Below are 24,841 nucleotides of genomic sequence, written 5' to 3' on the forward strand. Positions count from 1 at the left end.
GAAAGCTAGACCATGGAACTCTTTCGCATCAAGCGCGACCTGCCGCTGATGAAGCATGCGTTGATCTTCAACGTCATCTCCTTCATCACCTTTGCCGCCGCCGTGTTCTTCCTGGTCACGCGCGGGCTGCATTTCTCCATCGAGTTCACCGGCGGCACCGTCATCGAGGTGGCCTACCCGCAGGCGGCCGAGATCGAGAAGACCCGCCACACCATCGAGAAGATGGGCTACGGCGAGGTGCAGGTGCAGAACTTCGGCTCGTCGCGCGACGTGATGATCCGCCTGCCGGTGCGCCCCGGCGAGAAGCAGACCGAGGTGGTCGGCAAGGTCTTTGGCGAGCTGTGCAAGGCGGACGCCGGCACGGTCAGCGAGCACCAGGAAGTGACGGCCCAGGGTGAGCAGGTCAGCAAGCAGATCTGCAAGACCGCCGCCGGCGCCGAGCCGGTCACGCTGTCGCGCTCCGAGGTCGTCGGCCCGGCCGTCGGCGCCGAGCTGGCCGTGGACGCCGCCAAGGCGCTGGCCATGACCATCGTCGGCATCGTCATCTACCTGGCGATCCGCTTCGAGTGGAAGTTCGCGCTGGCCGGCATCATCGCCAATCTGCACGACGTGGTCATCATCCTGGGCTTCTTCGCCTTCTTCCAGTGGGAGTTCTCGCTGGCGGTGTTGGCGGCCATCCTGGCGGTGCTGGGCTACTCGGTGAACGAGTCCGTCGTCATCTTCGACCGGGTGCGGGAGGCCTTCCGCAAGTACCGCAAGATGAACACGCACGAGGTCATCGACCACGCGATCACGTCGACGATGAGTCGCACCATCATCACCCACGGCTCCACGCAGCTGATGGTGGTATCCATGCTGCTGTTTGGCGGCCCGACGCTGCATTACTTCGCCGTCGCGCTGACCATCGGCATCCTGTTCGGCATCTACTCGTCGGTATTCGTCGCCGCGGCCCTCGCGATGTGGCTGGGCGTCAAGCGCGAAGACCTGGTGAAGACGGCTGCCACCGCAAACCGGGACGACCCCAACGACCCGAATGCCGGGGCCGTCGTGTAGAGTGACCTTCAACGTCCACTCTCGCCGCGCAGCCCTGACGCTCCCATGACCGCCGCCCGCAACCAGGCCCTGGCCACGCAGGCACGGCGCGTCTACCTCGAAGCCCTGGTGCGCGGCATGACGCCGCTGGTGGCTGCGGTGGGTCAGGGTGCCGGCAACCTGCTGGCGCAGGGCGCGCCGCATGCCGTCATGATGGCGCGCCGCGATGCGGTGCAGGCCTGGCAGAAGCTGGGCCCCAACTGGCAGATGGCCATCGTCGGCGCGCTGCGCCACGCGGCGCAGCACGGCGTCTCCGACAACTCGCGAGAGCACGAGCCCACCGTGCAGGCGCAGTCGCAGAAGATGAGCCTGGTCGACGACTCGACCATCGAGCGCGAGATCACCAGCTCGCGGCTGGCGCTGGTCATGATGGACCGCGCCACCTGGGAGTTCACCGACCTGCGCACCCGCATGCAGGCGCTGGAGGCCCACGACGACCTCGAGCCGCTGGACCTGCTGCGTGCCCACGTCGTTGCCCGCATCGCGCTGGACGCCTGGACCCGCGTGGGCCTGGACGCCAACATCTGGCAGCTGCTGCACCACGAGCTGCACGAGGAATTCGCCCAGCTCATCAGCGAGGCCTACCACGAGACCAACCGCTGGCTGATCGCGCAGAAGGTGCTGCCCGAGGTCGACCTGCGGCCTTTCATCCGCCGCACGGCCCAGGCCGCCAAGGATGCCGTCGCGGCGGCAGGTGGCACGCCGGCCGTGGCGCCCGCGCCCGCCCCGGCGGCGACCGCATCGGGCCTGGCGCCGCTGACCGTGCCCTCCGGTAGCGGCGAACTGCCGCGCAGCCGCGCCAGCTCGCAGGCCGACGAGGTCATGGCCCAGTTGCAGCGCGTGCTGGCCCGCCACGTGCCGGGCTTCCCGGTCACCAAGAGCCAGGTGCCGGCCCGCCCGGGTGGCGGCAAGCCCAGCCTGGCCGGCCTGGGCGGCGGCGCTGCCATGCCCGCTGCAGCCGGCGACGCCGCGGCCGCCAGGCCGTCGCTGGCCGACGCCGCTCCGCCGGTGAACCCCGCCTCGCCGCGGCTGATGGGCGCCATCAAGCATGCGCAGGACTCCTTCCAGCGCCGCCCCGCCCCGGCCGTCAGCGGCAGCGGCAGCGGCGCCGGCAGCATGGGCGACAGCGCGCAGAGCGCCCCGCGCCAGCTGGAAGAGATCGGCGCCCGCAACCAGGCCTTCAAGCAGGTCCTCAAGCAGGCCGCCAACACGCCGGCCGAGCGCGCCACCATCGAGATCGTCGCGATGATGTTCCAGAGCATCCTGACCGAGGAGCGCATCCCGGCCTCGGTGCGGGTCTGGTTCGCGCGGCTGCAGATGCCGGTGCTGCGCGTGGCCGTCTCCGAGCCCGACTTCTTCGCCGCCGCCGACCACCCGGCGCGCCGCCTCATCGACCGCATGGGTGCCTGCGTGATGGGCTTCAACGCCGCGCAGAACACCGGGCCTGGCGCCGAGCGCGCCAGCGGTGACGCGCTGGAGCGCGAGATCAAGCGCGTCGTGCAGGTCGTCGAGGCCTACCCGGACACCGGCCGGCGCGTGTTCACCACCGTGCTGACCGAGTTCGAGAAGTTCCTCGACCACTACTTCGAGAACGAGAACCAGGCCTCCAAGCGCGGCGTGTCGCTGGCCCAGCAGGTCGAGCAGCGCGAGACGCTGGCCATCCAGTACACCATCGAGCTGCGCAAGATGCTGTCCGAGGTGCCGGTGCAGGACGGCGTGCGCGACTTCCTGTTCCACGTCTGGGCCGACGTGCTGGCCGTCACCGCCGTGCGCTCGGGTGCGCAGGCCGACGTGACCAAGTCCATGAAGCGCGCCGCGGCCGACCTGATCTGGAGCGCCAGCGCCAAGTCGTCCCGCGAGGAGCGCGCCGACGTCATCCGCCGCCTGCCGCCGCTGCTGAAGACGCTGCGCGACGGCATGAGCCACGCCGGCCTGCCCGTCGACAAGCAGGACGAGCACGTGCGCCAGCTCAACAATGCGCTGGCCGCGGCCTTCACGGCCAAGACGGCCGCCATCCCGCGCGAGCGCCTGGACGAGTTGATGGACCAGCTGGAAACGCTGGAGGCCATGCTGCCCGAGGACCTGGAAGGCGACAGCCACGTCGACGAGATGCTGGTGCGCGACCTGTCCGGCCACGAGTCCGACGGCATGGAAGTCGTCGCCGAGGGTGGCTCCGCGCCGACGCCGGCCATGGTTGCCTGGGCGCGCGAGCTGCAGGTGGGCGGCTGGTTCATGCTGGACTACCGCGGCCGCAACGAGCAGGTGCAGCTGGCCTGGCGCGGCCTGCGCAAGCAGCTGGCGCTGTTCGTCACGCCCAAGGGCCGCGGCGTGCTGTTCTCGCTGAACCGCATGGCCGCCTTCCTGCAGGCCGGCCTGCTGCTGCCGGCTCAGGACGAGGCGCTGACCGTGCAGGCCACGCGCAAGGCGCTGGCCAAGCTGGACGCCGACCCGAACCAGCTGCTGAAATGAAAACGGCGCCAGGGGCGCCGTTTTTTCTCAGTGGATCAACCGATCCTCGGGGGCGACGAACAACTCGTCGAGGATGAGCGCATCGGGCTCCTCCCCCAGGCTCCAGAACACCATCAGCACGATGATCTTCAGGTCTTCCAGGTCCATCGGCGCGCCGGAAATGGCCATGGCGCGGTCGATGACCATCTCGCGCATGGGCCCGGGCAGCACGCCGGCGGATTCCAGGAAGCTGACAAAGCCGATGGACGCTTCGCCCAGGTGTTCCACCTCGGCGGCGGAGTAGACGCGCAGCGCGTGCTCGCTCTGCTCGCCGTGGTAGGCGTCGCCCGCCACGGCCAGGCCTTCGAGCCAGTTCAGCGCCTCCTGGATCTCGTCGTTCTCGAAACCCACCGCCGTCAGCTTGCGCGTCAGTTGCGCCGTGTCGGGGCAGGCGTCGGGACGCCAGTAGGTCTCGTAGAGATAAACCAGGACATCGAACATCGTGAGGGGATGATAGCCCAGCGTTTCGGCCCGTCCGGCTGCGAATAACCCCCCGGATCGGTCCCTCATGTCCGCAGTTAAGCTCGCTATCCCTTGCCGCGGCGCTGGAACAGCTGGCCCGCCAGCCGGGCGATCTCGCCGTCCAGTTCCAGCTCCAGCAGCGCCGCGCTCAGCTCGGCCGCCGGCCAGCCGCTGCGGGCCATCAAGGCGTCCAGGCTGACGGGGTCGAAGCCCATCGCATCCAGCAGCGCCTGCTGCTCGTGCGGCGTTTCCACCGCCTCCGGCGCCGCGGCGACCGGGGCTCCCAGTGGCGGCAGTTCCTCCAGCACGTCCTCGGCCGACTCGACGAGCTTGGCGCCCTGGCGGATCAGCGCATGGCAGCCGCGCGCCTGCGGCGAATGGATGGAGCCGGGGATGGCGAACACCTCGCGGCCGGCCTCGGCGGCCTGCCGCGCCGTGATCAGCGAGCCCGACTGCACGGCCGCCTCCACGACCAGACAGCCTCGCGTGAGCCCGGCAATGATGCGGTTGCGCTTGGGGAAGTTGGCCGGCAGCACCGGCGTGCCCAGCGAGTACTCGCTGACGATGAGGCCGCCGCCGGCCAGCAGCCGGGCGGCGAGCTTCTCGTTGCGGCGCGGGTAGACCTGGTCCAGCCCGGTGCCGACGACCGCGACGGTGGCACCGCCGGCGTCCAGCGCGCCCTCGTGCGCGGCGGCGTCCACGCCCAGCGCCAGGCCCGACACGATGGTGTACCCGGCCCGGGCCAGCGCGCGGGCGAAGGCGCGGGCGTTGTCACCGCCCTGGGCGGTGGGGTTGCGGCTGCCGACGATGGCCAGCGACGGGGTGCTCAGCAGCTCGCGCCGGCCCTGCAGCCACAGCAGCAGCGGCGGGTCGGCGGTGGCGAGCAGTTGCGCCGGGTAGTCGGGGTCGCCCAGCGTCAGCAGCGCGTGGCCCGGTTCGGCCAGCCAGGCTTCGGCCTTGGGGATGAGCTCGGCCAGGTGTTCAGGCGGCCGGTTGAGGGCTTCGCGCTGCTTGGGCGGCAGCGCCTGGTCCAGCGCGGCGGCCGGCAGCTGGAACACGGCCTCCGCGCTGCCCGCCATGGCCAGCAGCCGCCGCGCGGCGCCGGGGCCGACGCTTTCGGTCAGCCGCAGCCAGGCGGCCAGCTCGGCCGGGGAGAGCATCAGGGCTGCGTGAAGCGGTCGCCCGGTTTGACGGGCTCTTTCACGGAAATGATGAGGGCGTAGGACACGCGTTCGTAGACCTCGAACACGAACAGGATGCCGTGGCGCTCGTCGGGCAGCTTGATGTCCTGCGGGCGGTCCTGCGTCTTGTCCTTCATCGCGACGCCGTCGCGCCACAGTGCGAAGACATGGCCGCGCTCGACGCCGTCGCGCTTGCCGCGGTTCAGCGCGACGATCTGGTTCTGGCCGGCGTTGATGGCCTCGCCATAGATGGCTGCGATCTGACCCGCCATCGGCCGCTCGGGCGCGTGCGGCACGTAGCGCTCCAGGTTGCGCTGCGGCGCGGGGGCCAGGCGGTCGCCCACGCCCACTTCCTGCTTCACCTGCCTGACCTGCAGCGTGGCGGGCACGATCTCCGTGCTCTTGCCATCGGCGCTCTTGCGGTCCTCGCCCGGGCGCACCAGGTCGGCGGTGCCGACGTAGGGTGCCTCGTAGCCCAGGATCTCGTTGGTGGCCGGGTCGCGCAGCACGCGCGAGGTGCGGAAGATGCGGAAGTCCGTCGCGCCGCGGAAGTCGCCGCGGGCGTAGGCCGTGTCGCCCTTGCCCAACAGCACATGGCCTTCCTGCGTGGCGACGATGCGCGGCGCGGTGGCCAGCACGTCGGTGTCGAAGACGACGGCGTCGGTCAGGAAGGGCTGGATCAGGTGCAGCGGGATGGTCGGGATGGGGGTGCTGTCCAGCGCCGAAATGCGCATCTGCGGGCGCAGCTTGACGGTGTCGCCCGCCGCATCGCCGCCGACGCGCTGGCCGAACTGCAGCCGCGCGCGGCCGTCCATCTTGACGAGGTGCAGGATCTGGCCGGGGTAGATCAGGTGCGGGTTGCGGACCTGATCGCGGTTCATGCCCCACAGCTCGGGCCAGCGCCACGGGCTCTTCAGGAACAGCTTGGAGATGTCCCATAGCGTGTCGCCGGCGACGACGGTGTGGCTGTCGGGCGCGTCGGGCGCCAGCTCGGACAGCGGCACGCCGGCGCTGGCGACCTGGTCGGCCACGCGGCGCTGTTCGGCGGTGACGGGAAGCTGGCTGGCTTGGGCCCACGCCGAGCTCGTCGCAAGGGTCAGGCAGGCCGCAAGGACAGCGAGTTGGGCGGGGCGGGCAGCGGGCATCAGGCGCGGTCTCCGAAGGGATTGCCGGATCGGCGAAAATCCGGGTGATTCTGCCCGCATTCCCCGGGGGCAACCAACAACCGCCAGCGCTCGTTTGCGAGTGCTTACAAGGTGCCATGGCCCAACTGCACATCCTCCGCTATCCCGATCCGCGCCTGCACACGGTCGCCAAGCCTGTGGCCGAGGTCGACGCCCGCATCCGCCAGCTCGTCGACGACATGCTGGAGACCATGTACGCCGCCGACGGCGTGGGCCTGGCCGCCACGCAGGTGGACGTGCACGAGCGCGTCATCGTCATCGACACGTCGCAGGAGCGCGACACGCCGCGCGTGCTGATCAACCCCGAGATCGTCAAAACCAGCGAGCGCATGGTGGAAGGCGAGGAGGGCTGCCTGTCTGTGCCGCAGATCTACGACAAGGTGCCCCGCCATGCCGAGGTGACCGTGCGCGCGACCAACCGCGACGGCGAGGTCTACGAGTTCGACGCCGACGGCCTGCTGGCCGTGTGCGTGCAGCACGAGATGGACCACCTGATGGGCAAGGTGTTCGTGGAGTACCTGAGCCTGATGAAGCGCGACCGCATCAAGACCAAGATGATCAAGAAGACGCGCGAGGAAGAGGCCGAGGCGCGCCGCCGCCCGTCGCGCTTCTGACCGCCGGCGCGCCATCCATGAGAGTCGTCTTCGCCGGCACGCCGGAATTCGCCGCCGTCGCGCTCGACGCGTTGCTCGCCGCCGGCTTCACCGTGCCGATGGTGCTGACCCAGCCCGACCGCCCAGCTGGCCGCGGCATGAAGCTGCAGGCCTCCGCCGTGAAGCAGCGCGCCGTGGCGGCCGGCATCCCCGTGGCGCAGCCGCAGGGCCTGAAGCTGGACGGCAAGTACGCCGCGGACGCGGCGGCGGCCCGCGAGGTACTGCTCGCTGCGGATGCCGACGTGATGGTGGTCGCCGCCTACGGCCTGATCCTGCCGCAGTGGGTCTTGGACCTGCCGCGCAAGGGGTGCCTCAACATCCACGCGTCGCTGCTGCCACGCTGGCGCGGCGCGGCGCCCATTCATCGCGCCATCGAGGCTGGCGACGCCGAGACCGGCATCACCATCATGCAGATGGACGCCGGGCTGGACACGGGCGACATGCTGCTCATCGGCCGCGAGGCCATCCGTTCCGATGACACGACGGCCGTGCTGCACGACCGGCTGGCTGCGCAGGGCGGTCGCCTCATCGTGGAGGCGCTGCAGGCCGCCCAGCTGACGCGCACGCCGCAGCCGGCCGAGGGCGTCACCTACGCACACAAGATCGAGAAGGCCGAGAGCGCGATCGTCTGGACGCAGCCGGCCGCCGAGATCGAGCGGCGGCTGCGGGCGTTCGACCCCTTCCCGGGCGGTGTGGCGACGCTGGCCGGCGAGGCGGTCAAGGTCTGGCGCGCTGAGCTGGCCGAGGGCCGCGGCACGCCGGGCGAGGTCATCGCGCCGGGCCCGGTGGTCGCCTGCGGCGAGGGTGCACTGCGCCTGACCGAGCTGCAGCGCGCCGGTGGCAAGCGCGGCCCGGCGGCGGCCTTCCTGCAGGCCCGGCCCATCGCCGTGGGCGAGCGCTTCGACGCCTGAGCGCTTGAAAAACGGCCGGCATGGCACCATCTGCCACGCCGTTGCCCACCCTCCCGGAGCCCGCTGCATGTTCAACCTCGTGAAGACCGCCGTGCTGATGGCCGCCATCACGGCGCTGTTCATGGCCGTCGGCGCCATGGTCGGCGGCCAGACCGGCATGCTGATCGCGCTGGTCATCGCCGTCGGCATGAACTTCTTCAGCTACTGGTTCTCGGCGGACATGGTGCTGAAGATGTACAACGCCCGCGAGGTCGACGCGGCGTCGGCACCGCAGTTCTACGGCATGGTGGCGGAGTTGGCGCAGCGCGCCAACCTGCCCATGCCGCGCGTCTACCTCATCGACGAGGCGGCGCCCAACGCCTTCGCCACCGGCCGCAACCCCGAGCACGCGGCCGTCGCCGCGACGACGGGCATCCTGCGCGTGCTGTCTGAGCGCGAGCTGCGCGGCGTCATGGCGCACGAACTGGCGCACGTGGCGCACCGCGACATCCTCATCAGCACCGTCAGCGCGACGATGGCCGGTGCGATCTCGATGCTGGCGAACTTCGCGACCTTCTTCGGTGGCCGCGACGAGCATGGCCGGCCCGCCAACCCGCTGGCTGGCATCGCCGTCGCCATCCTCGCGCCGCTGGCCGCCAGCCTGATCCAGATGGCCATCAGCCGCGCGCGCGAGTTCGAGGCCGACCGCGGCGGCGCCGAAATCTCCGGCGACCCGGCCGCGCTGGCGTCGGCGCTGGACAAGATCCACCGCTACGCCCAGGGTATCCCGATGGCGCCGGCCGAGGCCCACCCCGAGACGGCGCAGATGATGATCATGAACCCGCTGTCCGGCGGCGGCCTGCGCGGCCTGTTCTCCACGCACCCGTCCACCGAGGAACGCGTCGCGCGGCTGCTGGCCATGGCCCGGCGCTGACTCAAGTTGCCGCCGCGCGCGCCGATACCTGAACTCATGAAGCGCCTTCTGCTTGCCCTGCCCCTGCTCGCCGCCCTGAGTGCCTGCGAGCAGCTGGGCATCGACGACCCCGCCAAGGTGGCCGCCGCCAAGGAGGCCGAGGGCAAGGCCATCGGCAGCGCCTGCCGGCACGCGATGCGCGCCATCGAGGACTGCTACGTGCTCAATCCCAAGGCGCAGAAGGCGGCCGTCTACACCGGCTGGCGCGAGATGGACGAGTACATGCGCGAGAACAAGCTCGAAGGCATTGCGCCCGTCGTGCCGCGCCCTGGCGCCAAGCCGGCGCAGCCGGCCGACGAGGAAGAGGCCAAGCCGGCCGACAAGACCGACAAGGCCAAGGCCGCCGCGCACTGACCAGCGCGCGCAGTCGCATCTCAGGCCGTCAATCCTGCGGGTCGTCGCGCCGGGCAGGGCAGGGGCCGGGCGGCTGGGCAACATGCCGTCCATCGCAACCCTGATGGAGCCCGCCATGAACACCGTCACCACCCGCCGTTTCTTCGCCCTGGGTCTCGTCGCCGCCGCGCTGTGCGGCTCCGCCCACGCCTGGAGCTGGAACAAGGGCGAACGGGTCACCGGCAGCGGCGACGTCACGACCGAGGCGCGCCCGGTCGGCAGCTTCGACGGCGTGTCGGTCAGCGGCGACTTCAACGTGCAGATCCGCCAGGGCTCGGGCAACAAGCTGGAGGTCAAGGCTGACCGCAACCTGCTGCCCTACATCGAGACCGAGGTGGACGGCCGCACGCTGCGCATCCAGCCGAAGAAGGGTTTCAGCCTGTCCACATCGACGACGCCCAGCTTCACCATCGAGATGCCCACGCTGCGTGCGCTGTCGGTGGCCGGCTCCGGCAACATCAAGGTCGAGGCGATGAAGACCGGCGGCGTCGAGGCGGCCATCGCCGGCTCGGGCGACATCCGCTTCACGAACCTGGACGCGGAGAAGCTCGCCATGAAGGTGAGCGGCAGCGGCGACATCGTCGTGGCCGGCCGCGCCGGCACGGCGTCGGTCAGCATCGCCGGCAGCGGCGACGTGAAGGCCGCGGACTTTGCCGCCGACGAGGTCAAGGTCAGCATCGCCGGCAGCGGCGACGCGCAGGTCAACGCGACGAGAAAGCTCAGCGTGTCCATCGCCGGCTCGGGCGACGTGAAGTACGTCGGCTCGCCGGAGATCTCGTCGTCCATCGCCGGCAGCGGCAAGGTCCGGCGTTTCGAGAAGTGACTTTCGATAAGTGACTGAGGGCCTGTTCACCCATGGCTATCGGGTGAACAGGCCCTAAGCCGCCGACAATGGCGGCATGCAGTGGACTGAAAAGCTGCGCGCGCTGGTCGGCGATGCCGACTTCAGGCAGGGCGTGCGCGATATGGCCTCCCCGTCGCTGGGGTTGGCCGCCTGGGGGCTGGTGACCGGCGTCACGATGGTGAAGAGCGGGCTCAGCGTGCCGCTGGCCATGGGCATGTCGCTGCTGGTGTTCGCCGGCAGCGCGCAGTTGACGGCGCTGCCGCTGATCGCGTCCGGCGCGCCGTTGTGGGTGCTGCTGGCCACGGCGTTCTGCGTGAACCTGCGCTTCGTCATCTTCAGCGCGCAGTGGCGCCACTACTTCGGCCACCTGCCGCGCGCGCGCCGGCTGATGACGACCTACTTCGCGGCCGACCTGAACTTCGTCTACTTCGTGAAGCGCTACCCGGACCCGGTGCCCACGCCGGCCCAGCAGCGTTACTTCTGGGGCGGCGTGGCGGTCAACTGGCCGACCTGGCAGCTCACCGCCTTCACGGGCATCCTGCTGGCTGACCGCATCCCGCCGCAGTGGGGCATCGGCTTTGCCGGCGTCATGGCGCTGCTGGGGCTGTCGTACTCGCTGCTGACCGAGAAGTCGCTGTGGTGGGTGGCGATCACGGCCGGCGCCGTGTCGATCGCGACGTACTCGCTGCCGCTGAAGCTGAACATCCTGTGCGCCATCGTCGCGGCGGGCGCCGTCGGCTGGTGGCTGGACAGCCGCAGGAGCCGCCGATGAGCGAAGCCATGACCTGGGTGGCCTTGTTCGGGCTGGGCGCCATCACGGCGCTGACGCGTGGCTTCTTCATGATCAGCGACCAGCCGCTGCCCATCCCCGACTGGCTGCGCGAACTGCTGAAGGTTGCCCCGCTGGCAGCGCTCGTCGCAGTGGTGGCGCCCGAGATCTTCATGTCGCAGGGCCATGTCATCACGACCTGGCAGGACGCCCGCTGGCCTGGCGCGCTGGCCGCGACGGCCTACTACTTCTGGCGCCGCGACATCCTCGGCACCATCCTCGTCGGCATGGCGGTCATGCTGCCGTTGAAGCTCGGCCTCGGCTGGTAACCGCGCCGGAACGCGGGGCGGAGAGAATGCCGGCAGTTTTTCACCAACTGCCCCGCCCCATCATGAACGTCATCCGCTTCTCCGACCTGATCGCCGCCGGCAAGGTGGCCGGCCAGCGCGTCTTCATCCGCGCCGACCTGAACGTGCCGCAGGACGACCACGGCAAGATCACCGAGGACACCCGCATCCGCGCGTCGCTGCCCGCCATCAAGGCCGCGTTGGACGCCGGCGCCGCCGTCATGGTCACGTCCCACCTGGGCCGCCCGACCGAGGGTGAGTTCAAGCCCGAGGATTCGCTGGCCCCCGTGGCCGAGCGCATGGCCGAGCTGCTGGGCCGCCCCGTGCCGCTGAAGGCCAACTGGGTCGACGGCGTCGACGTGGCCCCCGGCGAGCTGGTGCTGCTGGAGAACTGCCGCGTCAACAAGGGCGAGAAGAAGTGCGACGAGGCCCTGTCGAAGAAGCTGGCCGCGCTGTGCGACATCTTCGTGCACGACGCCTTCGGCACCGCCCACCGCGCCGAGGCCACGACGTACGGCATCGCCAAGTTCGCCAAGATCGCGTGCGCCGGCCCGCTGCTGGCCGCCGAGATCGACGCCATCTCCAAGGCGCTGGCCAACCCGAAGCGCCCGCTGGTGGCCATCGTGGCCGGCTCCAAGGTGTCGACCAAGCTGACCATCCTGCAGGCGCTGGCCGGCAAGGTGGACGGCCTCATCGTCGGTGGCGGCATCGCCAACACCTTCATGCTGGCCGCCGGCCTGAAGATCGGCAAATCGCTGGCCGAGCCGGACCTGATCGACCAGGCCAAGGCCGTCATCGCCGCGATGGCCGCCCGCGGCGCCGCCGTGCCGATTCCTGAAGACGTCGTCACCGCCAAGCGCTTTGCCGCCGATGCCGAAGCCACCGTCAAGGGCGCCGCCGACGTGGCCGACGACGACCTGATCCTGGACATCGGCCCCAAGACCGCCGCCAAGCTGGCCGAGCAGCTGAAGGCCGCCGGCACCATCGTCTGGAACGGCCCGGTCGGCGTGTTCGAGTTCGACGCCTTCGCCCACGGCACCGAGACGCTGGCCCGCGCCATCGCCGACAGCAGCGCCTTCAGCATCGCTGGCGGTGGCGACACGCTGGCGGCCATCGCCAAGTACGGCATCGACAAGGACGTGGGCTACATCTCCACTGGCGGCGGCGCCTTCCTGGAAGTGCTGGAAGGCAAGACGCTGCCGGCGTTCGAGATCCTCAGCCAGCGCGCCGCTGGCTGATCCGAGCCGCGCTCAGCGCGGCGCCGTCAGCGCCGCCGTCGTGCCGGGCTGCAGCCAGCCCGCGACGCGCTTGCCCTTCGCCGGGTACTCCACGCGCACCCAGCCGTCCTGCTCGGCCAGCACGCCCACGACGTCGCCCTTGACGACGTAGGCGCGGCGCGGCTTGGCGGACTGGGGCGTGTCGAAGAACGGCGCCTTGTCCGCGGTGATGGTGCGCAGCGCCGTCCAGCCGGCCGGCGCCACCAGGTCCAGCACCAGCCCGGTGGCGATCTGCGGCATCAGCACCAGCCCGCAGCCGTCGTGCTGCGTGCCCTCGGGCAGCGTCAGCGTGACGCCCTCCTTGTCGAACTTCAGCCGCCCCGGCAGCTGCACGCTGCTCCAGCTGCGGATGGCCGCCTCGCCGCCGGCCGACAGCTGGCCGCTGAGCGAGAACGCGCAGCGCTTGACGACGCCCTCGCCCTGCTCCTCGACGTAGTGCCCCGTCACCGCACCCTGCGGCGACACGGCCACCATCAGCCCTTCGTACTGGCCGGCCACGGGTTTGCCGGCCTGGGCCGCGCCCAGCAGCGGCAGCAGTGCCAGCCCCAGCGCGAGCGCGCCGCGGCGCAGCCGCCCGGGCTCAGGTGCCGCCATGCTTGCGGTAGGCCTTCTCGATGCGTTTGTCGTAGTCACCATAGTCCTTGCCGTTGTAGCGGCTCGCCATGCCGGCGTAGTCCTTGTCCAGCATGGCCTTCACCATGCCCGGGCTCTTCTTGCAGTAGCCGACGAAGGCCATCAGCTGGCCCTTCTCGCCTGCCTTCATCGCCGCGACGAAGGCCTCGGCCGTCGCATAGCCGCAGCTCTTGAAGTTGAAGCCCATGACCTGGAACATGCCCCAGGAGCAGGCCTGCAGCGCGGCGTCGCGGTCCAGCGCGATGGCGGCCTCCAGCGTGGCCCAGGCGGTGGCCTGGTCCTTGTTGTTCTGCTGCCATTCGGGGCCGGCCTTCTTCACGTACTTGTAGGACAGCAGCGGGTGGTCCGCGTCGTAGGCCTTGTTCGTCAGCTTGCGGAACACATGCCCCTCGTAGGCGATGACGGGCAGGCCCGCCGGGCCCATGCCGCTGCGGCCGCCCGACTCTACGTCGGCGAACGCGTGCACCAGCGCGACGGAGATGTCCGGGCTGAGCAACTTGGCGGCCTCTTCGAAGTCCTGTGCCGTCAGCGTCGACTTGCGGGCCGGCTGGGCCTTGACCTTGGGGCGGTGGGGCTTGTTGCGCTTGGGCGTCTGGACCGGGCGCGCATTGTTCGCCGGCCCGGGCGGCTTGGAGGCGCCCAGGCACATCGTGCCCGTGTCGATCTTGAAGCTGCCCAGCACGGTGCACAGCGGGCCGGGAAGGCGATATTCAGCCATCGCGTTTCTCCTCAGAGGCACCCAGTATCGGGCCGGCGGCCCGGCGTGTGACGAAGTTGCCGGCGGGTGGTGGCGCGGCATGGACGCCCGGCCGGCGCGGCGGCCACAATGGCCGGATGGTTCTGCGCTGGCTGCTCGCCCTGCTCGTCGCTGCGACGTTGCTGGGCCTGTTTGCCAACGAGCACTGGATGACCCGCCGCCTGGTGCTGGACGGGCGCGGCCCCGACCAGCGGCTGGAGGTGGTGGACGACAGCGGCAGCGGCGGCGCCAGCCACGCCCAGCTGACCACCGCGCCGGACGGCACGCACACGCTGCATTGCCAGATCAAGCCGGGCTTCGAATGGCCGTTCTGCGATCTGCAGATCGAGTCCGCCGAGGGCGACCTGGACCTGACCCGCTTCAGCAGCCTGCGGCTGTGGGTCAGCGTGGACGGGCCGCAGCAGGGCGGCGCGCCGGCCCAGCTGCGCGTTTTCCTGCGCAGCTTCCACCCCGGCTATCCCGGCCACGGGGAGGGCAAGGACCTGAAGCCCCACGAAGTCATCTTCGCGCCGGCCGGGCTGGCCATGCCGGTGGAGCTGCGGCTGTCGCAGTTCATGGTCAGTTCCTGGTGGGCGCAGACCCACCCGCTGCCCGTGCCGCTGATGGGCCCGCAGCTGGACCGCGTGCGCGCCATCAGCTTCAGCACCGGCGGCCAGGTGTTGCCGGGTACGCATGTCATCCGGCTGCAGCGGGCCGAGCTCATCGGCAACTGGGTGGCGCCCGAGACCTTCCGGCTGGGGCTGGTGGGGCTGTGGATGTTCAGCCTGCTGGGCTACCTGGTCTGGGAGAGCTGGGCGGTGCGCGGGCGGCTGCGGCGTTCCATGCGGCGCTCCCAGGCGCTGGAGAAGATGGCGCTGCGCGACCCGCTGACGCAGGTGGCCAACCGTGAGGGCCTGAGCCGCGCGCTGGAGCTGCTGACCCGCGCGCAGGGTGAACTGAGCTTCCCGATGTCGGTGGTGTTCGTTGATGCGGACCACTTCAAGCGCATCAACGACGAGCATGGCCACGACGTCGGCGACCAGGTGCTGACGCTGCTGGCGCAGACGCTGCGCGCCAACCTGCCGCGCGACGACCTCGTGGCGCGCTGGGGCGGCGAGGAGTTCGTGCTGGTGATGCCGCAGACGCCGGCCGAGGAGGCGGTGGCCGTGGCCGAGCGGCTGCGTGCGGTGCTGGCCCGCACGGCCTGGCCGGCGGGCCTGGCGGTGACCGCCAGCTGGGGCGTGGCCGAGGCGCGCGACGAGGCCGGGCTGGAGGCCGCCATGCGCGAGGCCGACCAGGCCATGTACCGCGCCAAGCACGCCGGGCGCGACCGGGTGATATCGGCTTCGGCATAGATCGCCAAGAAACCGGCATCAAGCGGCGCTGAAACGCGGCGTAACCTCATGGGTTCCCTCCGCGAACCACACCGCCATGGAAAAGAACAACGCTCCCTTGTCGCCTGCCGAAGCCGCGCTGCGCGACGCCGCCCGTGAGTACCACCGCGCCCCGACGCGCGGCAAGATCTCGGTCACCCCGACCAAGGCCTTGAGCAACCAGCGCGACCTGTCGCTGGCCTACTCGCCGGGCGTGGCCTATCCCTGCCTGGACATCGAGCAAGACCCGGCGCTGGCCGCCGAGTACACCTCGCGCGGCAACCTCGTCGGCGTCATCACCAACGGCACGGCCGTGCTGGGGCTGGGCGACATCGGCCCGCTGGCCGCCAAGCCGGTCATGGAAGGCAAGGGCTGCCTGTTCAAGAAGTTCGCCGGCATCGACGTCTTCGACATCGAGCTGGCCGAGCGCGACCCGGACAAGCTCATCGACATCATTGCCGCGATGGAGCCCACGCTGGGCGGCATCAACCTTGAAGACATCAAGGCGCCCGAGTGCTTCTACATCGAGCGCGAGCTGTCCAAGCGGATGAACATCCCTGTCTTCCACGACGACCAGCACGGTACGGCCATCATCTCGTCGGCCGCGCTGCTGAACGGGCTGGAGCTGGTAGGCAAGGACATCGGCGCGGTCAAGGTGGCCGTGTCGGGCGCCGGGGCTGCGGCCATCGCCTGCCTGGACGTGATGGTGGGCCTGGGCGTGAAGCGCGAACACGTGTTCGTCTGCGACTCGCGCGGCGTCATCCAGAGCGAGCGTGAAGATGCCAAGGCCGGCAAGCTGGACGAGTCCAAGCAGCGCTACTGCCAGGTCACCACCGCCCGCACGCTGGCGGACGTCGTCAACGGCGCCGACGTGTTCCTGGGCTGCTCGGCGGCCGGTGTGCTTACCGCCGAGATGGTCAAGACCATGGGCACGCAGCCCATCATCCTGGCGCTGGCCAACCCCGAGCCAGAGATCCGCCCCGAGCTGGCCAAGGCCGTGCGGCCGGACTGCATCGTGGCCACCGGCCGGTCGGACTACCCCAACCAGGTCAACAACGTCCTGTGCTTCCCGTACATCTTCCGCGGCGCGCTGGACTGCGGCGCCACCAAGATCACCGAAGGCATGAAGCTGGCCTGCGTGCGCGAGATCGCCGCACTGGCCAAGGCCGAGACCTCGGATGAAGTGGCCGCTGCCTACGCCGGCCAGGAACTGGCATTCGGGCCCGACTACCTGATCCCCAAGCCCTTCGACGCGCGGCTGATCCTGCGCATCGCGCCCGCCGTGGCCGCCGCCGCCGCGGCCGATGGCGTGGCCACGAGGCCGGTGCAAGACCTGGCCGCCTACCGCCAGTCGCTGGAGCGCTTCGTCTACCAGACTGGCATGTTCATGCGGCCGGTGTTCTCGGCCGCCAAGGCCGCACCAGCGCGGGTTATCTACGCCGAAGGCGAGGACGAGCGCGTGCTGCGCGCCGTGCAGGTGGCGCTGGACGAGGGGCTGGCCAAGCCCACGCTGATCGGCCGCCCCGCGGTGCTGGAAGCGCGCATCCAGCGCGCCGGCCTGCGCCTGAAGCTGGGCGACGACGTGGCCGTCATCGACCCCGAGGACGATCCGCGCTTCCGCCAGTACTGGGAGGCGTACCACGCGCGCATGAAGCGCAACGGCGTGACGCCGGAGATGGCCAAGTCGGCCGTGCGGCGCAGCAACACCGCCATCGGCGCGCTGGCCATCGAGCTGGGTGACGCGGACGCGATGATCTGCGGCCTGGTCGGCAAGTTCGACCGCCACCTGGAGCAGGTGCGCGACCTCGTCGGCCTGGCACCAGGGGCGCGCCAGTTCGCCGCGATGAACGCGCTCATCCTCGACCAGATGACGCTGTTCATCACCGACACCTTCGTCAACGACGACCCGACCGCCGAGGAGCTCGCCGACATCGCCGCAATGGCCGCCGAGGAGGTGCGTCGTTTCGGCCTGCCGCCCAAGCTGGCGTTCGTCAGCCACTCGATGTTCGGCTCCAGCACGCGGCCGTCGGCGCTGAAGATGCGCCGTGCGCACGAGCTGTTCTCGGCTGCCCACCCCGAGGTGGAATGCGACGGCGAGATGCACGGCGACGCGGCGCTGTCGGAAAGCGTGCGCCGGGCCTTCCTGCCGGACAGCAAGCTGACCGGCGCGGCCAACCTGCTGGTGCTGCCGACGCTGGATGCCGCCAACATCCTGTTCAACGTGCTGAAGATCAGCGCCAGCCAGGGCGTCACCATCGGCCCCATGCTGCTGGGCGCCGCCAAGCCCGTGCACATCCTGACGCCGTCGGCCACGGTGCGCCGCATCGTCAACATGACGGCGCTGGCGGTGGCGGACGTGCGCGAGGCGCGCGGGTAGTCCCGGCTGGCGAGCGCTCCCGCGCTGCGACAGCATGCAGGGCCGCCGGCGCAGACCGGCGATCTGCTCACGCAGGGAGTGCCCATGAAACGATCCGCCCTCGCGCTGCTGTCGGCGCTTCACGTCGCGGCCTGGGCCCAGGCTGACGAGCCGCTGCTGCGCGGCGTCTACCGGGAACTGGTGGAGATCAACACCACGCCGTCGGCGGGCGACTGCACGGTGGCCGTCAGGGCCATGGCCGCACGGCTCAAGGCCGGCGGCTTCCGCGATGACGAGATGCAGCTCATCGTGCCGCCGGGCGGCGAGAAGCACGGCAACCTCGTCGCGCGGCTCAAGGGCACCGGCGCGCAGCGGCCGCTGCTGCAGCTCGCGCATGTCGACGTGGTCGAGGCGCGGCGCGAGGACTGGACGCGCGACCCCTTCAAGCTCGTCGAGGAGGGCGGCTACTTCTACGCCCGCGGCAGTTCGGACGACAAGTCCATGGCGGCCATCTACGTGGCCAACATGGTGCGCTTTCGCAAGGAGGGCTTCCGGCCCGCGCGCGACCTCATCCTCGCGCTCACCTGCGGCGAGGAGACGGTGCCGGGGCCCTTCAACGGCGTCGAGTACCTGCTGCAGCACCACCGCGCGCTGATCGACGCGGAGCTGGCGCTCAACGAAGGCGGCGGCGGGGCGCTGACCGCCGAGGGGCGCCCGCTGTTCCACCGTGTGCAGGCCGGCGAGAAGGTGTTCCAGAGCTTCCAGCTGGAGGTCGTCAACAAGGGCGGCCACAGCTCGGTGCCCGAGCCCGACAACGCCATCTACCGCCTCGCCGACGGGCTGGCGCGGCTGGCGCGCTTCAGCTTTCCGTTCAAGCTGTCGCCGGTGACGCGGGCCTACTTCGAGCACTTGTCGAAGACCGAGAAACCCGAGGTGGCCGCCGACATCCGCGCCATCCTGCGCGACCCGCCCGACCCCGACGCGCAGGCGCGGCTGTGGCAGTTCAGCGCGGCCTACAACGCCAGCGTGCGCACCACCTGTGTCGCCACGCAGCTGGAGGCCGGGCATGCCGTCAACGCGCTACCGCAGCGCGCCAAGGCGATGGTGAACTGCCGCATCCTGCCTGGCGAGCGCGTTGACGAGGTGCAGGCGACGCTGGAACGCGTGGTGGCCGATGCGCGCATCCGCATCACGCCCATCGGCCAGGCCACGGAGGCGCCGATGCCGCCGATGAAAGAGCCGCTGCTGGCGGCCATCCAGGCCGTCAACGAGGAGCTCTGGCCCGGCGTGCCGGTGGTGCTGAGCCTGACGGCCGGCGCCACGGACGGCCGCTTCCTGAACCAGAGCGGCATCTGGACGTACGGCGTCACGGGCCTGTTCCACCCGCCGGGCGGCTCCAACGCCCATGGCCTCAACGAGCGGCTGCGCGTGCAGTCGCTGCTGGAGGGGGCGGAGTTCCAGTACCGGCTGGTCAAGCGCCTCGCGGCGCCTTGATCCCCGCTGGGCGGGTCGGCAGCGACGGGCTGAACTGCGCCAGCGCCACGCCGGCCAGGATGACGCCAGCGCCCAGCAGCTTGTGGGCGCTGAACTGCTCGCCACCCCACAGCCAGGCCGCCAGCCCCGCCACCAGCGGCATCAGGTAGATCAGCGGCGCCGTGCGCGCCACGCCGCGCTGCTCGTTGGCCCAGCCCCAAGCCAGCCAGCCGATGAAGCCGCCGCCGGCCACCTGCCAGACGGTGCCGCTCCACACCCAGGCGGGCTGTGTGGCCCAGTCCATCGCCAGCAGCGCCGGGGCGCACCAGGCCAGCATGGGCAGCGTGCACACCAGGCTGCCATAGCCCAGCACGGTGACGCCGCCGTGGTGCTGGATCAGTGGTTTGCTGGCCACCGTGTAGTAGCTAAAAAGCGCCGCGGCGGCCAGCAGCATCAGGTCGCCCAGGCCGGCGTGCCAGTCGGCGGCCAGCAGCTTGTCAGCCATGAACAGTAGCGCCCCCGCCGCCGCGGCAGCGACCCCGGCCATCTGGCCCGGCGACAGCCGCTCCACGCCGCTGAACCGCAGAATCAGCAGCGTGAACACCGGCCCGCAGGCCAGCAGCACGCTGGCGCTGAAGGCGGTGGAGCCCTGCATGCCGTAGTTCGACAGCATCAGGTGCAGGCCCTGGCCCACCAGCGTCAGCCGCACCAGCGGCCACACCTCACCCCGGTCCAGCCGCGGCCAGCGGGTGCCGAACCGCCAGCAGAGAAGGGCGGTCGCGCACAGCGGCACCAGCAGGTAGCGCAGGCCCAGGAAGCCGGCCGGCCCGACTTGCTGGAACAAGGCCTTGGACAGCGGAAAGTTCAGGCCCCAAACGAGCACGACGGCCAGCGCGGCGGCGAAGGGGGCGGTCTGGCGGTCGGTCATTGCGGTAGCATCTTCTCATATGAGAGAAGAATTCTCTGAAGTGAGCGAAGAGGGCCAGTTCGAGCGCCAGTTGGCGGAGCGCCTGGCCGCGCTGCGCATGGCGGCCGGCTGGTCGCTGGACGAGCTGGCCACGCGCAGCGGCGTCAGCCGCGCGACGCTGAGCCGGCTGGAGCGCGCCGAGACCAGCCCCACGGCGACGCTGCTGTCGCGCCTGGCCCGCGCGCACGGGCTGCCGCTGAGCCGGCTGCTGGCCGAGGCCGAAGCGCTGCCCGTGCGGCTGCTGCGCGCGGCGGACCAGCCGCGCTGGCACGACCAGCAGAGCGGCTTCGAGCGCCGCATGCGCTGCCCGCCGCTGGCCGGCTTTGCGACCGAGGTCATCGAGGCGGTGCTGGCGCCCGGCGCCGAGCTGGCCTACGACGAGCCCACCGTCGCGCGGCTGGAGCACCACCTGTGCCTGCTCGAAGGTGCGCTGCGGCTGACGCTGCAGGGCCAGGCCTTCGAGCTGGCGGCCGGCGACTCGCTCAGCTTCCGCTGTCTCGGTCGCAGCGTCTTCGCCAACCCGGGGGCGCGGCCGGCGCGCTACCTGCTCGCGATGACGGTGCCTTCGCTGTAACTGGTATCTAACCACCATGCCTTCAGACCTGACCCCACGCCTGGCGCCGCTGGACCCCGGCCACCCCGACGCGCAGGCGCTCATCGCGCAGTCCGAGGCGCTGATGAGCGCGCTCTACCCGGCCGAGAGCAACCACTTCGAGCCGGCCGACGGCCTGCGCCCGCCGCACGGCGCGTTCTGGGGGCTGTGGCTCGGCGACACGCTCGTCGGCTGCGGCGGCGTCAAGCACCACGCCCCGCCGGGAGAGCCGGCCTATGGCGAGATCAAGCGCCTGTTCGTGCTGGACAGCGCGCGCGGCCGCGGCGTCGCCAGGCAGCTGATGGCCCAGCTGGAGGCCGAGCTCACCGGCCGCGGCGTGCGCCTGGCGCGGCTGGAAACGGGCATCCACCAACCCGAGGCGCTGGGGTTGTACCGGCGCCTGGGCTATGTCGAGCGCGGCCCGTTCGGCGGCTACGCGCTCGACCCGTTGAGTGTTTTCTTCGAGCGGGCGCTGTAGCCCGCCGCGCACCGAAACACGGCGAAACTTCCTGCAGGTCCGGCGGACCATAATTCCGCGCCCCCTGACAAGTTGAGACAAGCCATGACCCGCGCCACCAAGATCGTCGCCACCCTCGGCCCCGCATCCAACACGCCGGAGGTCTTGGAGAAGATGATCCGCGCCGGCGTCGACGTCGTGCGCCTGAACTTCTCGCACGGCAAGGCCCAGGACCACATCGACCGCGCGACCATGGTCCGCGAAGCCGCGGCGCGCGTCGGCAAGTCGGTGGCCATCATGGCCGACCTGCAGGGCCCCAAGATCCGCGTCGGCAAGTTCGATGGCGGCAAGATCGAGCTGATCCCCGGCGCGAAGTTCGTGCTGGACGCCGACCGCACCGAACTCGGCAACCAGGACATCGCCAGCCTGGACTACAAGGAACTGCCGCGCGACGTGAAGCCGGGCGACACGCTGCTGCTGAACGACGGCCTGCTGGTGCTGACCGTGGACCACGTGCGCGGCGCGCAGGTGCACACCACCGTCAAGCTGGGCGGCGAGCTGTCCAACAACAAGGGCATCAACAAGCAGGGCGGCGGCCTCACCGCGCCGGCGCTGACCGGCAAGGACATGGAGGACATCAAGACCGCGATGTCGTTCCAGTGCGAATACCTCGCGGTGAGCTTCCCGAAGAACGCCACCGACATGGAAATGGCCCGCCAGCTGGCCAACGTGGCCGGTGAGCCCTACCGCCACAAGCCGGCCATGATCGCCAAGATCGAGCGCTACGAGGCCATCCCTCACCTGGAAGCCATCCTGAAGGCGTCCGACGGCATCATGGTCGCCCGCGGCGACCTGGCTGTGGAAGTGGGCAACGCCGCCGTGCCCGCGCTTCAGAAACGCATGATCAAGATGGCCCGCGAGCTGGACAAGGTGTCCATCACGGCCACGCAGATGATGGAGTCCATGATCGTCAACCCGGTGCCCACGCGCGCCGAGGTCAGCGACGTGGCGAACGCGGTGCTGGACGGTACCGACGCCGTCATGCTGTCCGCCGAGACGGCCGCCGGTAAGTACCCGGTCGAGACCGTCGAGCAGATGGCCAACATCGCGCTGGAGGCCGAGCGCGCCGAGTTCGTCACGCTGGACACCGACTTCGCCGGCCGCCAGTTCGGCCGCATCGACCAGTCCATCGCCATGGGCGCGTTGTTCACGGCGCACCACCTGGGCTGCAAGGCCATCCTGGCGCTGACCGAGTCGGGCTCCACCGCGCTGTGGATGAGCCGCCACCGCATCAACGTGCCCATCTTCGGCCTCACCAGCCAGCTCGTCAGCCAGCGCCGCATGGGGCTGTACCGCAACGTCACGCCGCTGCTGATGCCCGAGTTCGAGGACCGCGACGAGGCACTGGCCGCGGCCGAGAAGATCCTCGTCGAGCGCGGCGTGCTGATGCCGGGCGACACCTATGCCATCACCTGCGGCGAGCCGATGGGCTACCCGGGCGGCACGAACATGCTGAAGGTCTGCCGGGTGGGCTGATCGGGCAGGGCGGCGGCTCACGGCCGCCGCATGCCTCAGCCGGCGGCCTGGCGGCGACGTGCCGCGCTGATGCGGGCACCCGCAGACTTCTGGCCCGGCTTCGCGACGGCGTCCGCGTCCGGCTGTGCGCCGGCGGCCGGGTCGCGCGACGGCAGTTTGTCAACGCCGACGCAGACCGTCGCCGTCTGCGACCAGATCAGGTGATGGCCGGGGAAGGCCGCGGCCATGGCGTCTGAGATGTTCTTCGACAAGTCGATCGGCGTGCGGTGCGACTTGTAGACGACCTCGCCTTTCGGGTCGACGACCGTGAAGCAGTCGAACGCTGCCGCGGCGGCATGCTGGCTCGCCAACGCCGCGAGCAGTACGCAGAGCAATCTCATCCCAAACCTCCCCGTTGATTCGGCGCGGATTGTGGGTGGAGTCAGGTCTTGCGGTCTTGGTGACTATCACCCACATGGCTGCGGGGTGACATTTCTGCACGGGGCTGGGCCAAGCCCTCCAGGATGCCGCAGGCCGGTCCATCGCCGTGGCAGCGGGCCTTCAAGGCCAGCAGCTCCTGCTGCAACTGCTGCAGCGCCGTGATGCGGGCGGCCACATGGCCGATGTGCTCGTCCAGCAGCGCATGCACCGCAGCGCCGTGCGCGCCGCCCTGCAGCGCCAGCAGCGCGCGCACCTCGGCCAGGTTCATGTCCAGCGAGCGGCAGCGGCGGATGAAGTGCAGCCGCTCGGCGTCCGCCGGGCCGTAGATGCGGTAGCCGGCGTCGGTGCGCGGTGGCGCCGCGAGCAGGCCCTCGCGCTCGTAGTGGCGGATGGTGTCGACGGCCGTGCCGGTCAGGCGGGCGAGTTCCCCGATGCGCATGCGGGCATTGTGGCCCCGGCTGCGCGGGCGGCTCAGGCGATGGCCAGCGCCAGCACGGTCAGCGCCATGACGGCCGTGGCCAGCCAGCCCATCAGCTGCAGCCGCCGTCCGATGGCATGGCCGCCCATGATGTCGGGCCGCGACGCCAGCACCATCATCGCCACCATGATGGGCACGGCCGTCACGCCGTTGAACACGGCGGACCAGAACAGCTCCTTGACCGGGTCCATCGGTGTGAAGCAGAGCACCACGCCGCCCAGCGTGGCCGCGGCGATGACGCCGTAGAAGCCGCGGCCCTCGCCGCGCTCCAGCTTCAGGCTCAGCGAGCCGCGCCAGCCGGCCACCTCGGCCACCGCGTAGGCGGCCGAGCCCGCCAGCACCGGCACGGCCAGCAGGCCGGTGCCGATGATGCCCAAGGCGAACAGCAGCGCCGCGTGCTCGCCGGCCACCGGCCGCAGCGCTTCCACGGCCTGGGCCGAGGTCTGGATGTCCGTGACGCCGGCCGCATGCAGCGTCGCGGCCGTGGACAGCATGATGAAGAAGGCGATGAGGTTGGAGAACCCCATGCCGATGTTGGTGTCGATCTTGATGCGGCGCAGGTGCTGCTTCACCTCCTGCGGCGTGTGCGGCTCGCCGGCGCCGGTGGCGCGGTCCTCCACCTCCTGGCTGGCCTGCCAGAAGAACAGGTAGGGGCTGATCGTGGTGCCGAACACGGCCACCAGCATCAGCAGCGTGTCGCGATTCCATTGCAGGTCGGGGTGCAGCGTGCGCGCCAGCACTTCGCGCCAGTCCAGCCCGATGACGACGATGACGCCCACGTAGGCCAGCAGCGCCAGCGTCAGCCACTTGAGCCAGCGCACATAGCTTTGGTAGGGCAGGAACACCTGCATGACGGCGCTGGCCAGGCCGAAGGTCAGCGCGTAGACATGGGCCGAGCCGCCCAGCAGCAGCTTCACGGCCTCGGCCATCGCGGCGATGTCGGCGGCGATGTTCAGCGTGTTGGCCGCCAGCAGCAGGCCCACCAGCGCCAGCAGCAGCGGTCGCGGGAAGGCGCGCTTGAAGTTGGCGGCCAGCCCCTGGCCCGTGACGTAGCCGATGCGGGCGCTGACGATCTGGATGGCCGTCATCAGCGGCAGTGTCAGCACCAGGCTCCACAGCATGGAGAAGCCGAACTGCGCGCCGGCCTGCGAGTAGGTGGCGATGCCGCTGGGGTCGTCGTCCGCCGCGCCGGTGATGAGTCCGGGGCCGAGCTGGCGCAGGGAGAGGCGGAAGCGGTTGAGCATCGC

25 protein-coding genes are annotated in these 24,841 nt (G+C 70.5%); 16 read left to right on the plus strand and 9 right to left on the minus strand.

What is annotated here, in order from left to right:
• Positions 1–12 precede the first annotated feature (12 nt).
• Positions 13–1,053, plus strand: coding sequence for a protein translocase subunit SecF (secF, locus tag AC1Q7O_RS13945; RefSeq protein WP_492660766.1), 1,041 nt, complete (start codon positions 13–15; stop codon positions 1,051–1,053).
• 45 nt (positions 1,054–1,098) lie between these two features.
• On the plus strand, positions 1,099–3,561 hold the full coding sequence (locus AC1Q7O_RS13950; protein WP_492660767.1) for a DUF1631 family protein: 2,463 nt from the start codon (positions 1,099–1,101) through the stop codon (positions 3,559–3,561).
• 27 nt (positions 3,562–3,588) lie between these two features.
• On the opposite strand, the gene AC1Q7O_RS13955 is transcribed toward AC1Q7O_RS13950, so the two are convergent.
• The 3 genes from AC1Q7O_RS13955 to AC1Q7O_RS13965 all read right to left on the minus strand — a co-directional run bounded on the left by AC1Q7O_RS13955 (position 3,589) and on the right by AC1Q7O_RS13965 (position 6,388).
• Positions 3,589–4,041 (minus strand): Smg family protein, encoded by a 453-nt coding sequence (locus tag AC1Q7O_RS13955; RefSeq protein WP_492660768.1) that lies wholly within the window; start codon positions 4,039–4,041, stop codon positions 3,589–3,591.
• An 86-nt stretch (positions 4,042–4,127) separates the two neighbouring features.
• Positions 4,128–5,222 carry a DNA-processing protein DprA gene (dprA, locus tag AC1Q7O_RS13960; protein WP_492660769.1) on the minus strand — a complete coding sequence of 365 codons (1,095 nt, stop codon included), beginning with the start codon at positions 5,220–5,222 and terminating at the stop codon, positions 4,128–4,130.
• Entirely contained in the window at positions 5,222–6,388 is a 1,167-nt protein-coding gene (locus AC1Q7O_RS13965; RefSeq protein WP_492660770.1) for a LysM peptidoglycan-binding domain-containing protein, read from the minus strand. The genes dprA and AC1Q7O_RS13965 overlap by 1 nt, the downstream gene beginning before the upstream one ends.
• Before the next feature lie 116 nt (positions 6,389–6,504).
• Here AC1Q7O_RS13965 and def point away from each other — a divergent pair, with 116 nt between their 5' ends.
• The 8 genes from def (at position 6,505) to AC1Q7O_RS14005 (ending at position 12,534) form a co-directional block, all read left to right on the plus strand.
• The gene (gene def, locus AC1Q7O_RS13970) at positions 6,505–7,041 is read left to right on the plus strand and encodes a peptide deformylase (RefSeq protein ID WP_492660771.1); all 537 of its coding nucleotides are present in this window, start codon (positions 6,505–6,507) and stop codon (positions 7,039–7,041) included.
• Positions 7,042–7,058: 17 nt separating this feature from the next.
• Positions 7,059–7,991, plus strand: a complete 933-nt coding sequence (gene fmt / locus AC1Q7O_RS13975; protein WP_492660772.1) for a methionyl-tRNA formyltransferase — start codon at positions 7,059–7,061, stop codon at positions 7,989–7,991.
• 67 nt (positions 7,992–8,058) lie between these two features.
• Positions 8,059–8,904: a zinc metalloprotease HtpX gene (gene htpX, locus AC1Q7O_RS13980; protein WP_492660773.1), complete on the plus strand. Its 846-nt coding sequence runs from the start codon at positions 8,059–8,061 to the stop codon at positions 8,902–8,904.
• A 36-nt stretch (positions 8,905–8,940) separates the two neighbouring features.
• Positions 8,941–9,297, plus strand: a complete 357-nt coding sequence (locus tag AC1Q7O_RS13985) for a hypothetical protein (protein WP_492660774.1) — start codon at positions 8,941–8,943, stop codon at positions 9,295–9,297.
• Between the two features lie 115 nt (positions 9,298–9,412).
• A complete protein-coding gene (locus AC1Q7O_RS13990; protein ID WP_492660775.1) occupies positions 9,413–10,159 on the plus strand; it encodes a head GIN domain-containing protein in 747 nt (248 codons plus the stop codon).
• Between the two features lie 76 nt (positions 10,160–10,235).
• Positions 10,236–10,952 (plus strand): AzlC family ABC transporter permease, encoded by a 717-nt coding sequence (locus AC1Q7O_RS13995; RefSeq protein WP_492660776.1) that lies wholly within the window; start codon positions 10,236–10,238, stop codon positions 10,950–10,952.
• Positions 10,949–11,278: an AzlD domain-containing protein gene (locus AC1Q7O_RS14000; protein ID WP_492660777.1), complete on the plus strand. Its 330-nt coding sequence runs from the start codon at positions 10,949–10,951 to the stop codon at positions 11,276–11,278. The genes AC1Q7O_RS13995 and AC1Q7O_RS14000 overlap by 4 nt, the downstream gene beginning before the upstream one ends.
• Positions 11,279–11,340: 62 nt before the next feature.
• Complete coding sequence (locus AC1Q7O_RS14005; RefSeq protein WP_492660778.1) at positions 11,341–12,534, plus strand: phosphoglycerate kinase; 1,194 nt, start codon at positions 11,341–11,343, stop codon at positions 12,532–12,534.
• Positions 12,535–12,546: 12 nt separating this feature from the next.
• Here AC1Q7O_RS14005 and AC1Q7O_RS14010 read toward each other — a convergent pair whose 3' ends face one another.
• Both AC1Q7O_RS14010 and AC1Q7O_RS14015 read right to left on the minus strand, forming a co-directional pair.
• Complete coding sequence (locus AC1Q7O_RS14010; protein WP_492660779.1) at positions 12,547–13,167, minus strand: hypothetical protein; 621 nt, start codon at positions 13,165–13,167, stop codon at positions 12,547–12,549.
• Complete coding sequence (locus AC1Q7O_RS14015; RefSeq protein ID WP_492660780.1) at positions 13,154–13,924, minus strand: N-acetylmuramidase family protein; 771 nt, start codon at positions 13,922–13,924, stop codon at positions 13,154–13,156. Before AC1Q7O_RS14015 ends, AC1Q7O_RS14010 begins: the two co-directional genes overlap by 14 nt.
• A 116-nt stretch (positions 13,925–14,040) precedes the next feature.
• Here AC1Q7O_RS14015 and AC1Q7O_RS14020 point away from each other — a divergent pair, with 116 nt between their 5' ends.
• The 3 genes from AC1Q7O_RS14020 to AC1Q7O_RS14030 all read left to right on the plus strand — a co-directional run bounded on the left by AC1Q7O_RS14020 (position 14,041) and on the right by AC1Q7O_RS14030 (position 19,165).
• Positions 14,041–15,297: a GGDEF domain-containing protein gene (locus AC1Q7O_RS14020; RefSeq protein ID WP_492660781.1), complete on the plus strand. Its 1,257-nt coding sequence runs from the start codon at positions 14,041–14,043 to the stop codon at positions 15,295–15,297.
• 76 nt (positions 15,298–15,373) lie between these two features.
• Positions 15,374–17,692, plus strand: a complete 2,319-nt coding sequence (locus AC1Q7O_RS14025; RefSeq protein ID WP_492660782.1) for an NADP-dependent malic enzyme — start codon at positions 15,374–15,376, stop codon at positions 17,690–17,692.
• A gap of 84 nt (positions 17,693–17,776) precedes the next feature.
• A complete protein-coding gene (locus AC1Q7O_RS14030; RefSeq protein ID WP_492660783.1) occupies positions 17,777–19,165 on the plus strand; it encodes a M20/M25/M40 family metallo-hydrolase in 1,389 nt (462 codons plus the stop codon).
• On the opposite strand, the gene AC1Q7O_RS14035 is transcribed toward AC1Q7O_RS14030, so the two are convergent.
• Positions 19,143–20,072 (minus strand): DMT family transporter, encoded by a 930-nt coding sequence (locus AC1Q7O_RS14035; RefSeq protein ID WP_492660784.1) that lies wholly within the window; start codon positions 20,070–20,072, stop codon positions 19,143–19,145. The genes AC1Q7O_RS14030 and AC1Q7O_RS14035 overlap by 23 nt on opposite strands.
• A gap of 40 nt (positions 20,073–20,112) precedes the next feature.
• Here AC1Q7O_RS14035 and AC1Q7O_RS14040 point away from each other — a divergent pair, with 40 nt between their 5' ends.
• From AC1Q7O_RS14040 to pyk, 3 genes are all read left to right on the plus strand, one after another.
• Positions 20,113–20,685, plus strand: a complete 573-nt coding sequence (locus AC1Q7O_RS14040) for a helix-turn-helix domain-containing protein (RefSeq protein ID WP_492660785.1) — start codon at positions 20,113–20,115, stop codon at positions 20,683–20,685.
• A gap of 16 nt (positions 20,686–20,701) precedes the next feature.
• Complete coding sequence (locus AC1Q7O_RS14045; protein ID WP_492660786.1) at positions 20,702–21,181, plus strand: GNAT family N-acetyltransferase; 480 nt, start codon at positions 20,702–20,704, stop codon at positions 21,179–21,181.
• 84 nt (positions 21,182–21,265) lie between these two features.
• Positions 21,266–22,696 (plus strand): pyruvate kinase, encoded by a 1,431-nt coding sequence (gene pyk, locus AC1Q7O_RS14050; protein WP_492660787.1) that lies wholly within the window; start codon positions 21,266–21,268, stop codon positions 22,694–22,696.
• A 35-nt stretch (positions 22,697–22,731) separates the two neighbouring features.
• Here pyk and AC1Q7O_RS14055 read toward each other — a convergent pair whose 3' ends face one another.
• Genes AC1Q7O_RS14055 through AC1Q7O_RS14065 form a run of 3 tightly spaced genes read right to left on the minus strand, consistent with a single transcriptional unit; the run spans position 22,732 to position 24,838 of the window.
• Positions 22,732–23,070 (minus strand): hypothetical protein, encoded by a 339-nt coding sequence (locus AC1Q7O_RS14055; RefSeq protein WP_492660788.1) that lies wholly within the window; start codon positions 23,068–23,070, stop codon positions 22,732–22,734.
• A 47-nt stretch (positions 23,071–23,117) separates the two neighbouring features.
• Complete coding sequence (locus AC1Q7O_RS14060) at positions 23,118–23,555, minus strand: MerR family transcriptional regulator (protein ID WP_492660789.1); 438 nt, start codon at positions 23,553–23,555, stop codon at positions 23,118–23,120.
• A gap of 32 nt (positions 23,556–23,587) precedes the next feature.
• The gene (locus tag AC1Q7O_RS14065; protein WP_492660790.1) at positions 23,588–24,838 is read right to left on the minus strand and encodes an Nramp family divalent metal transporter; all 1,251 of its coding nucleotides are present in this window, start codon (positions 24,836–24,838) and stop codon (positions 23,588–23,590) included.
• Positions 24,839–24,841: the final 3 nt, after the last annotated feature.

It is taken from the genome of Roseateles sp. GW823-FHT07B05, from assembly GCF_058794515.1.

What these genes read in the sequence shown, in the direction of transcription:
- secF (WP_492660766.1), top strand. Translation starts at nt 13, where the DNA reads ATGGAACTCTTTCGCATCAAGCGCGACCTGCCGCTGATGAAGCATGCG.
- AC1Q7O_RS13950 (WP_492660767.1), top strand. Translation starts at nt 1,099, where the DNA reads ATGACCGCCGCCCGCAACCAGGCCCTGGCCACGCAGGCACGGCGCGTC.
- AC1Q7O_RS13955 (WP_492660768.1), bottom strand. Translation starts at nt 4,041, where the DNA reads ATGTTCGATGTCCTGGTTTATCTCTACGAGACCTACTGGCGTCCCGAC.
- dprA (WP_492660769.1), bottom strand. Translation starts at nt 5,222, where the DNA reads ATGCTCTCCCCGGCCGAGCTGGCCGCCTGGCTGCGGCTGACCGAAAGC.
- AC1Q7O_RS13965 (WP_492660770.1), bottom strand. Translation starts at nt 6,388, where the DNA reads ATGCCCGCTGCCCGCCCCGCCCAACTCGCTGTCCTTGCGGCCTGCCTG.
- def (WP_492660771.1), top strand. Translation starts at nt 6,505, where the DNA reads ATGGCCCAACTGCACATCCTCCGCTATCCCGATCCGCGCCTGCACACG.
- fmt (WP_492660772.1), top strand. Translation starts at nt 7,059, where the DNA reads ATGAGAGTCGTCTTCGCCGGCACGCCGGAATTCGCCGCCGTCGCGCTC.
- htpX (WP_492660773.1), top strand. Translation starts at nt 8,059, where the DNA reads ATGTTCAACCTCGTGAAGACCGCCGTGCTGATGGCCGCCATCACGGCG.
- AC1Q7O_RS13985 (WP_492660774.1), top strand. Translation starts at nt 8,941, where the DNA reads ATGAAGCGCCTTCTGCTTGCCCTGCCCCTGCTCGCCGCCCTGAGTGCC.
- AC1Q7O_RS13990 (WP_492660775.1), top strand. Translation starts at nt 9,413, where the DNA reads ATGAACACCGTCACCACCCGCCGTTTCTTCGCCCTGGGTCTCGTCGCC.
- AC1Q7O_RS13995 (WP_492660776.1), top strand. Translation starts at nt 10,236, where the DNA reads ATGCAGTGGACTGAAAAGCTGCGCGCGCTGGTCGGCGATGCCGACTTC.
- AC1Q7O_RS14000 (WP_492660777.1), top strand. Translation starts at nt 10,949, where the DNA reads ATGAGCGAAGCCATGACCTGGGTGGCCTTGTTCGGGCTGGGCGCCATC.
- AC1Q7O_RS14005 (WP_492660778.1), top strand. Translation starts at nt 11,341, where the DNA reads ATGAACGTCATCCGCTTCTCCGACCTGATCGCCGCCGGCAAGGTGGCC.
- AC1Q7O_RS14010 (WP_492660779.1), bottom strand. Translation starts at nt 13,167, where the DNA reads ATGGCGGCACCTGAGCCCGGGCGGCTGCGCCGCGGCGCGCTCGCGCTG.
- AC1Q7O_RS14015 (WP_492660780.1), bottom strand. Translation starts at nt 13,924, where the DNA reads ATGGCTGAATATCGCCTTCCCGGCCCGCTGTGCACCGTGCTGGGCAGC.
- AC1Q7O_RS14020 (WP_492660781.1), top strand. Translation starts at nt 14,041, where the DNA reads ATGGTTCTGCGCTGGCTGCTCGCCCTGCTCGTCGCTGCGACGTTGCTG.
- AC1Q7O_RS14025 (WP_492660782.1), top strand. Translation starts at nt 15,374, where the DNA reads ATGGAAAAGAACAACGCTCCCTTGTCGCCTGCCGAAGCCGCGCTGCGC.
- AC1Q7O_RS14030 (WP_492660783.1), top strand. Translation starts at nt 17,777, where the DNA reads ATGAAACGATCCGCCCTCGCGCTGCTGTCGGCGCTTCACGTCGCGGCC.
- AC1Q7O_RS14035 (WP_492660784.1), bottom strand. Translation starts at nt 20,072, where the DNA reads ATGACCGACCGCCAGACCGCCCCCTTCGCCGCCGCGCTGGCCGTCGTG.
- AC1Q7O_RS14045 (WP_492660786.1), top strand. Translation starts at nt 20,702, where the DNA reads ATGCCTTCAGACCTGACCCCACGCCTGGCGCCGCTGGACCCCGGCCAC.
- pyk (WP_492660787.1), top strand. Translation starts at nt 21,266, where the DNA reads ATGACCCGCGCCACCAAGATCGTCGCCACCCTCGGCCCCGCATCCAAC.
- AC1Q7O_RS14060 (WP_492660789.1), bottom strand. Translation starts at nt 23,555, where the DNA reads ATGCGCATCGGGGAACTCGCCCGCCTGACCGGCACGGCCGTCGACACC.
- AC1Q7O_RS14065 (WP_492660790.1), bottom strand. Translation starts at nt 24,838, where the DNA reads ATGCTCAACCGCTTCCGCCTCTCCCTGCGCCAGCTCGGCCCCGGACTC.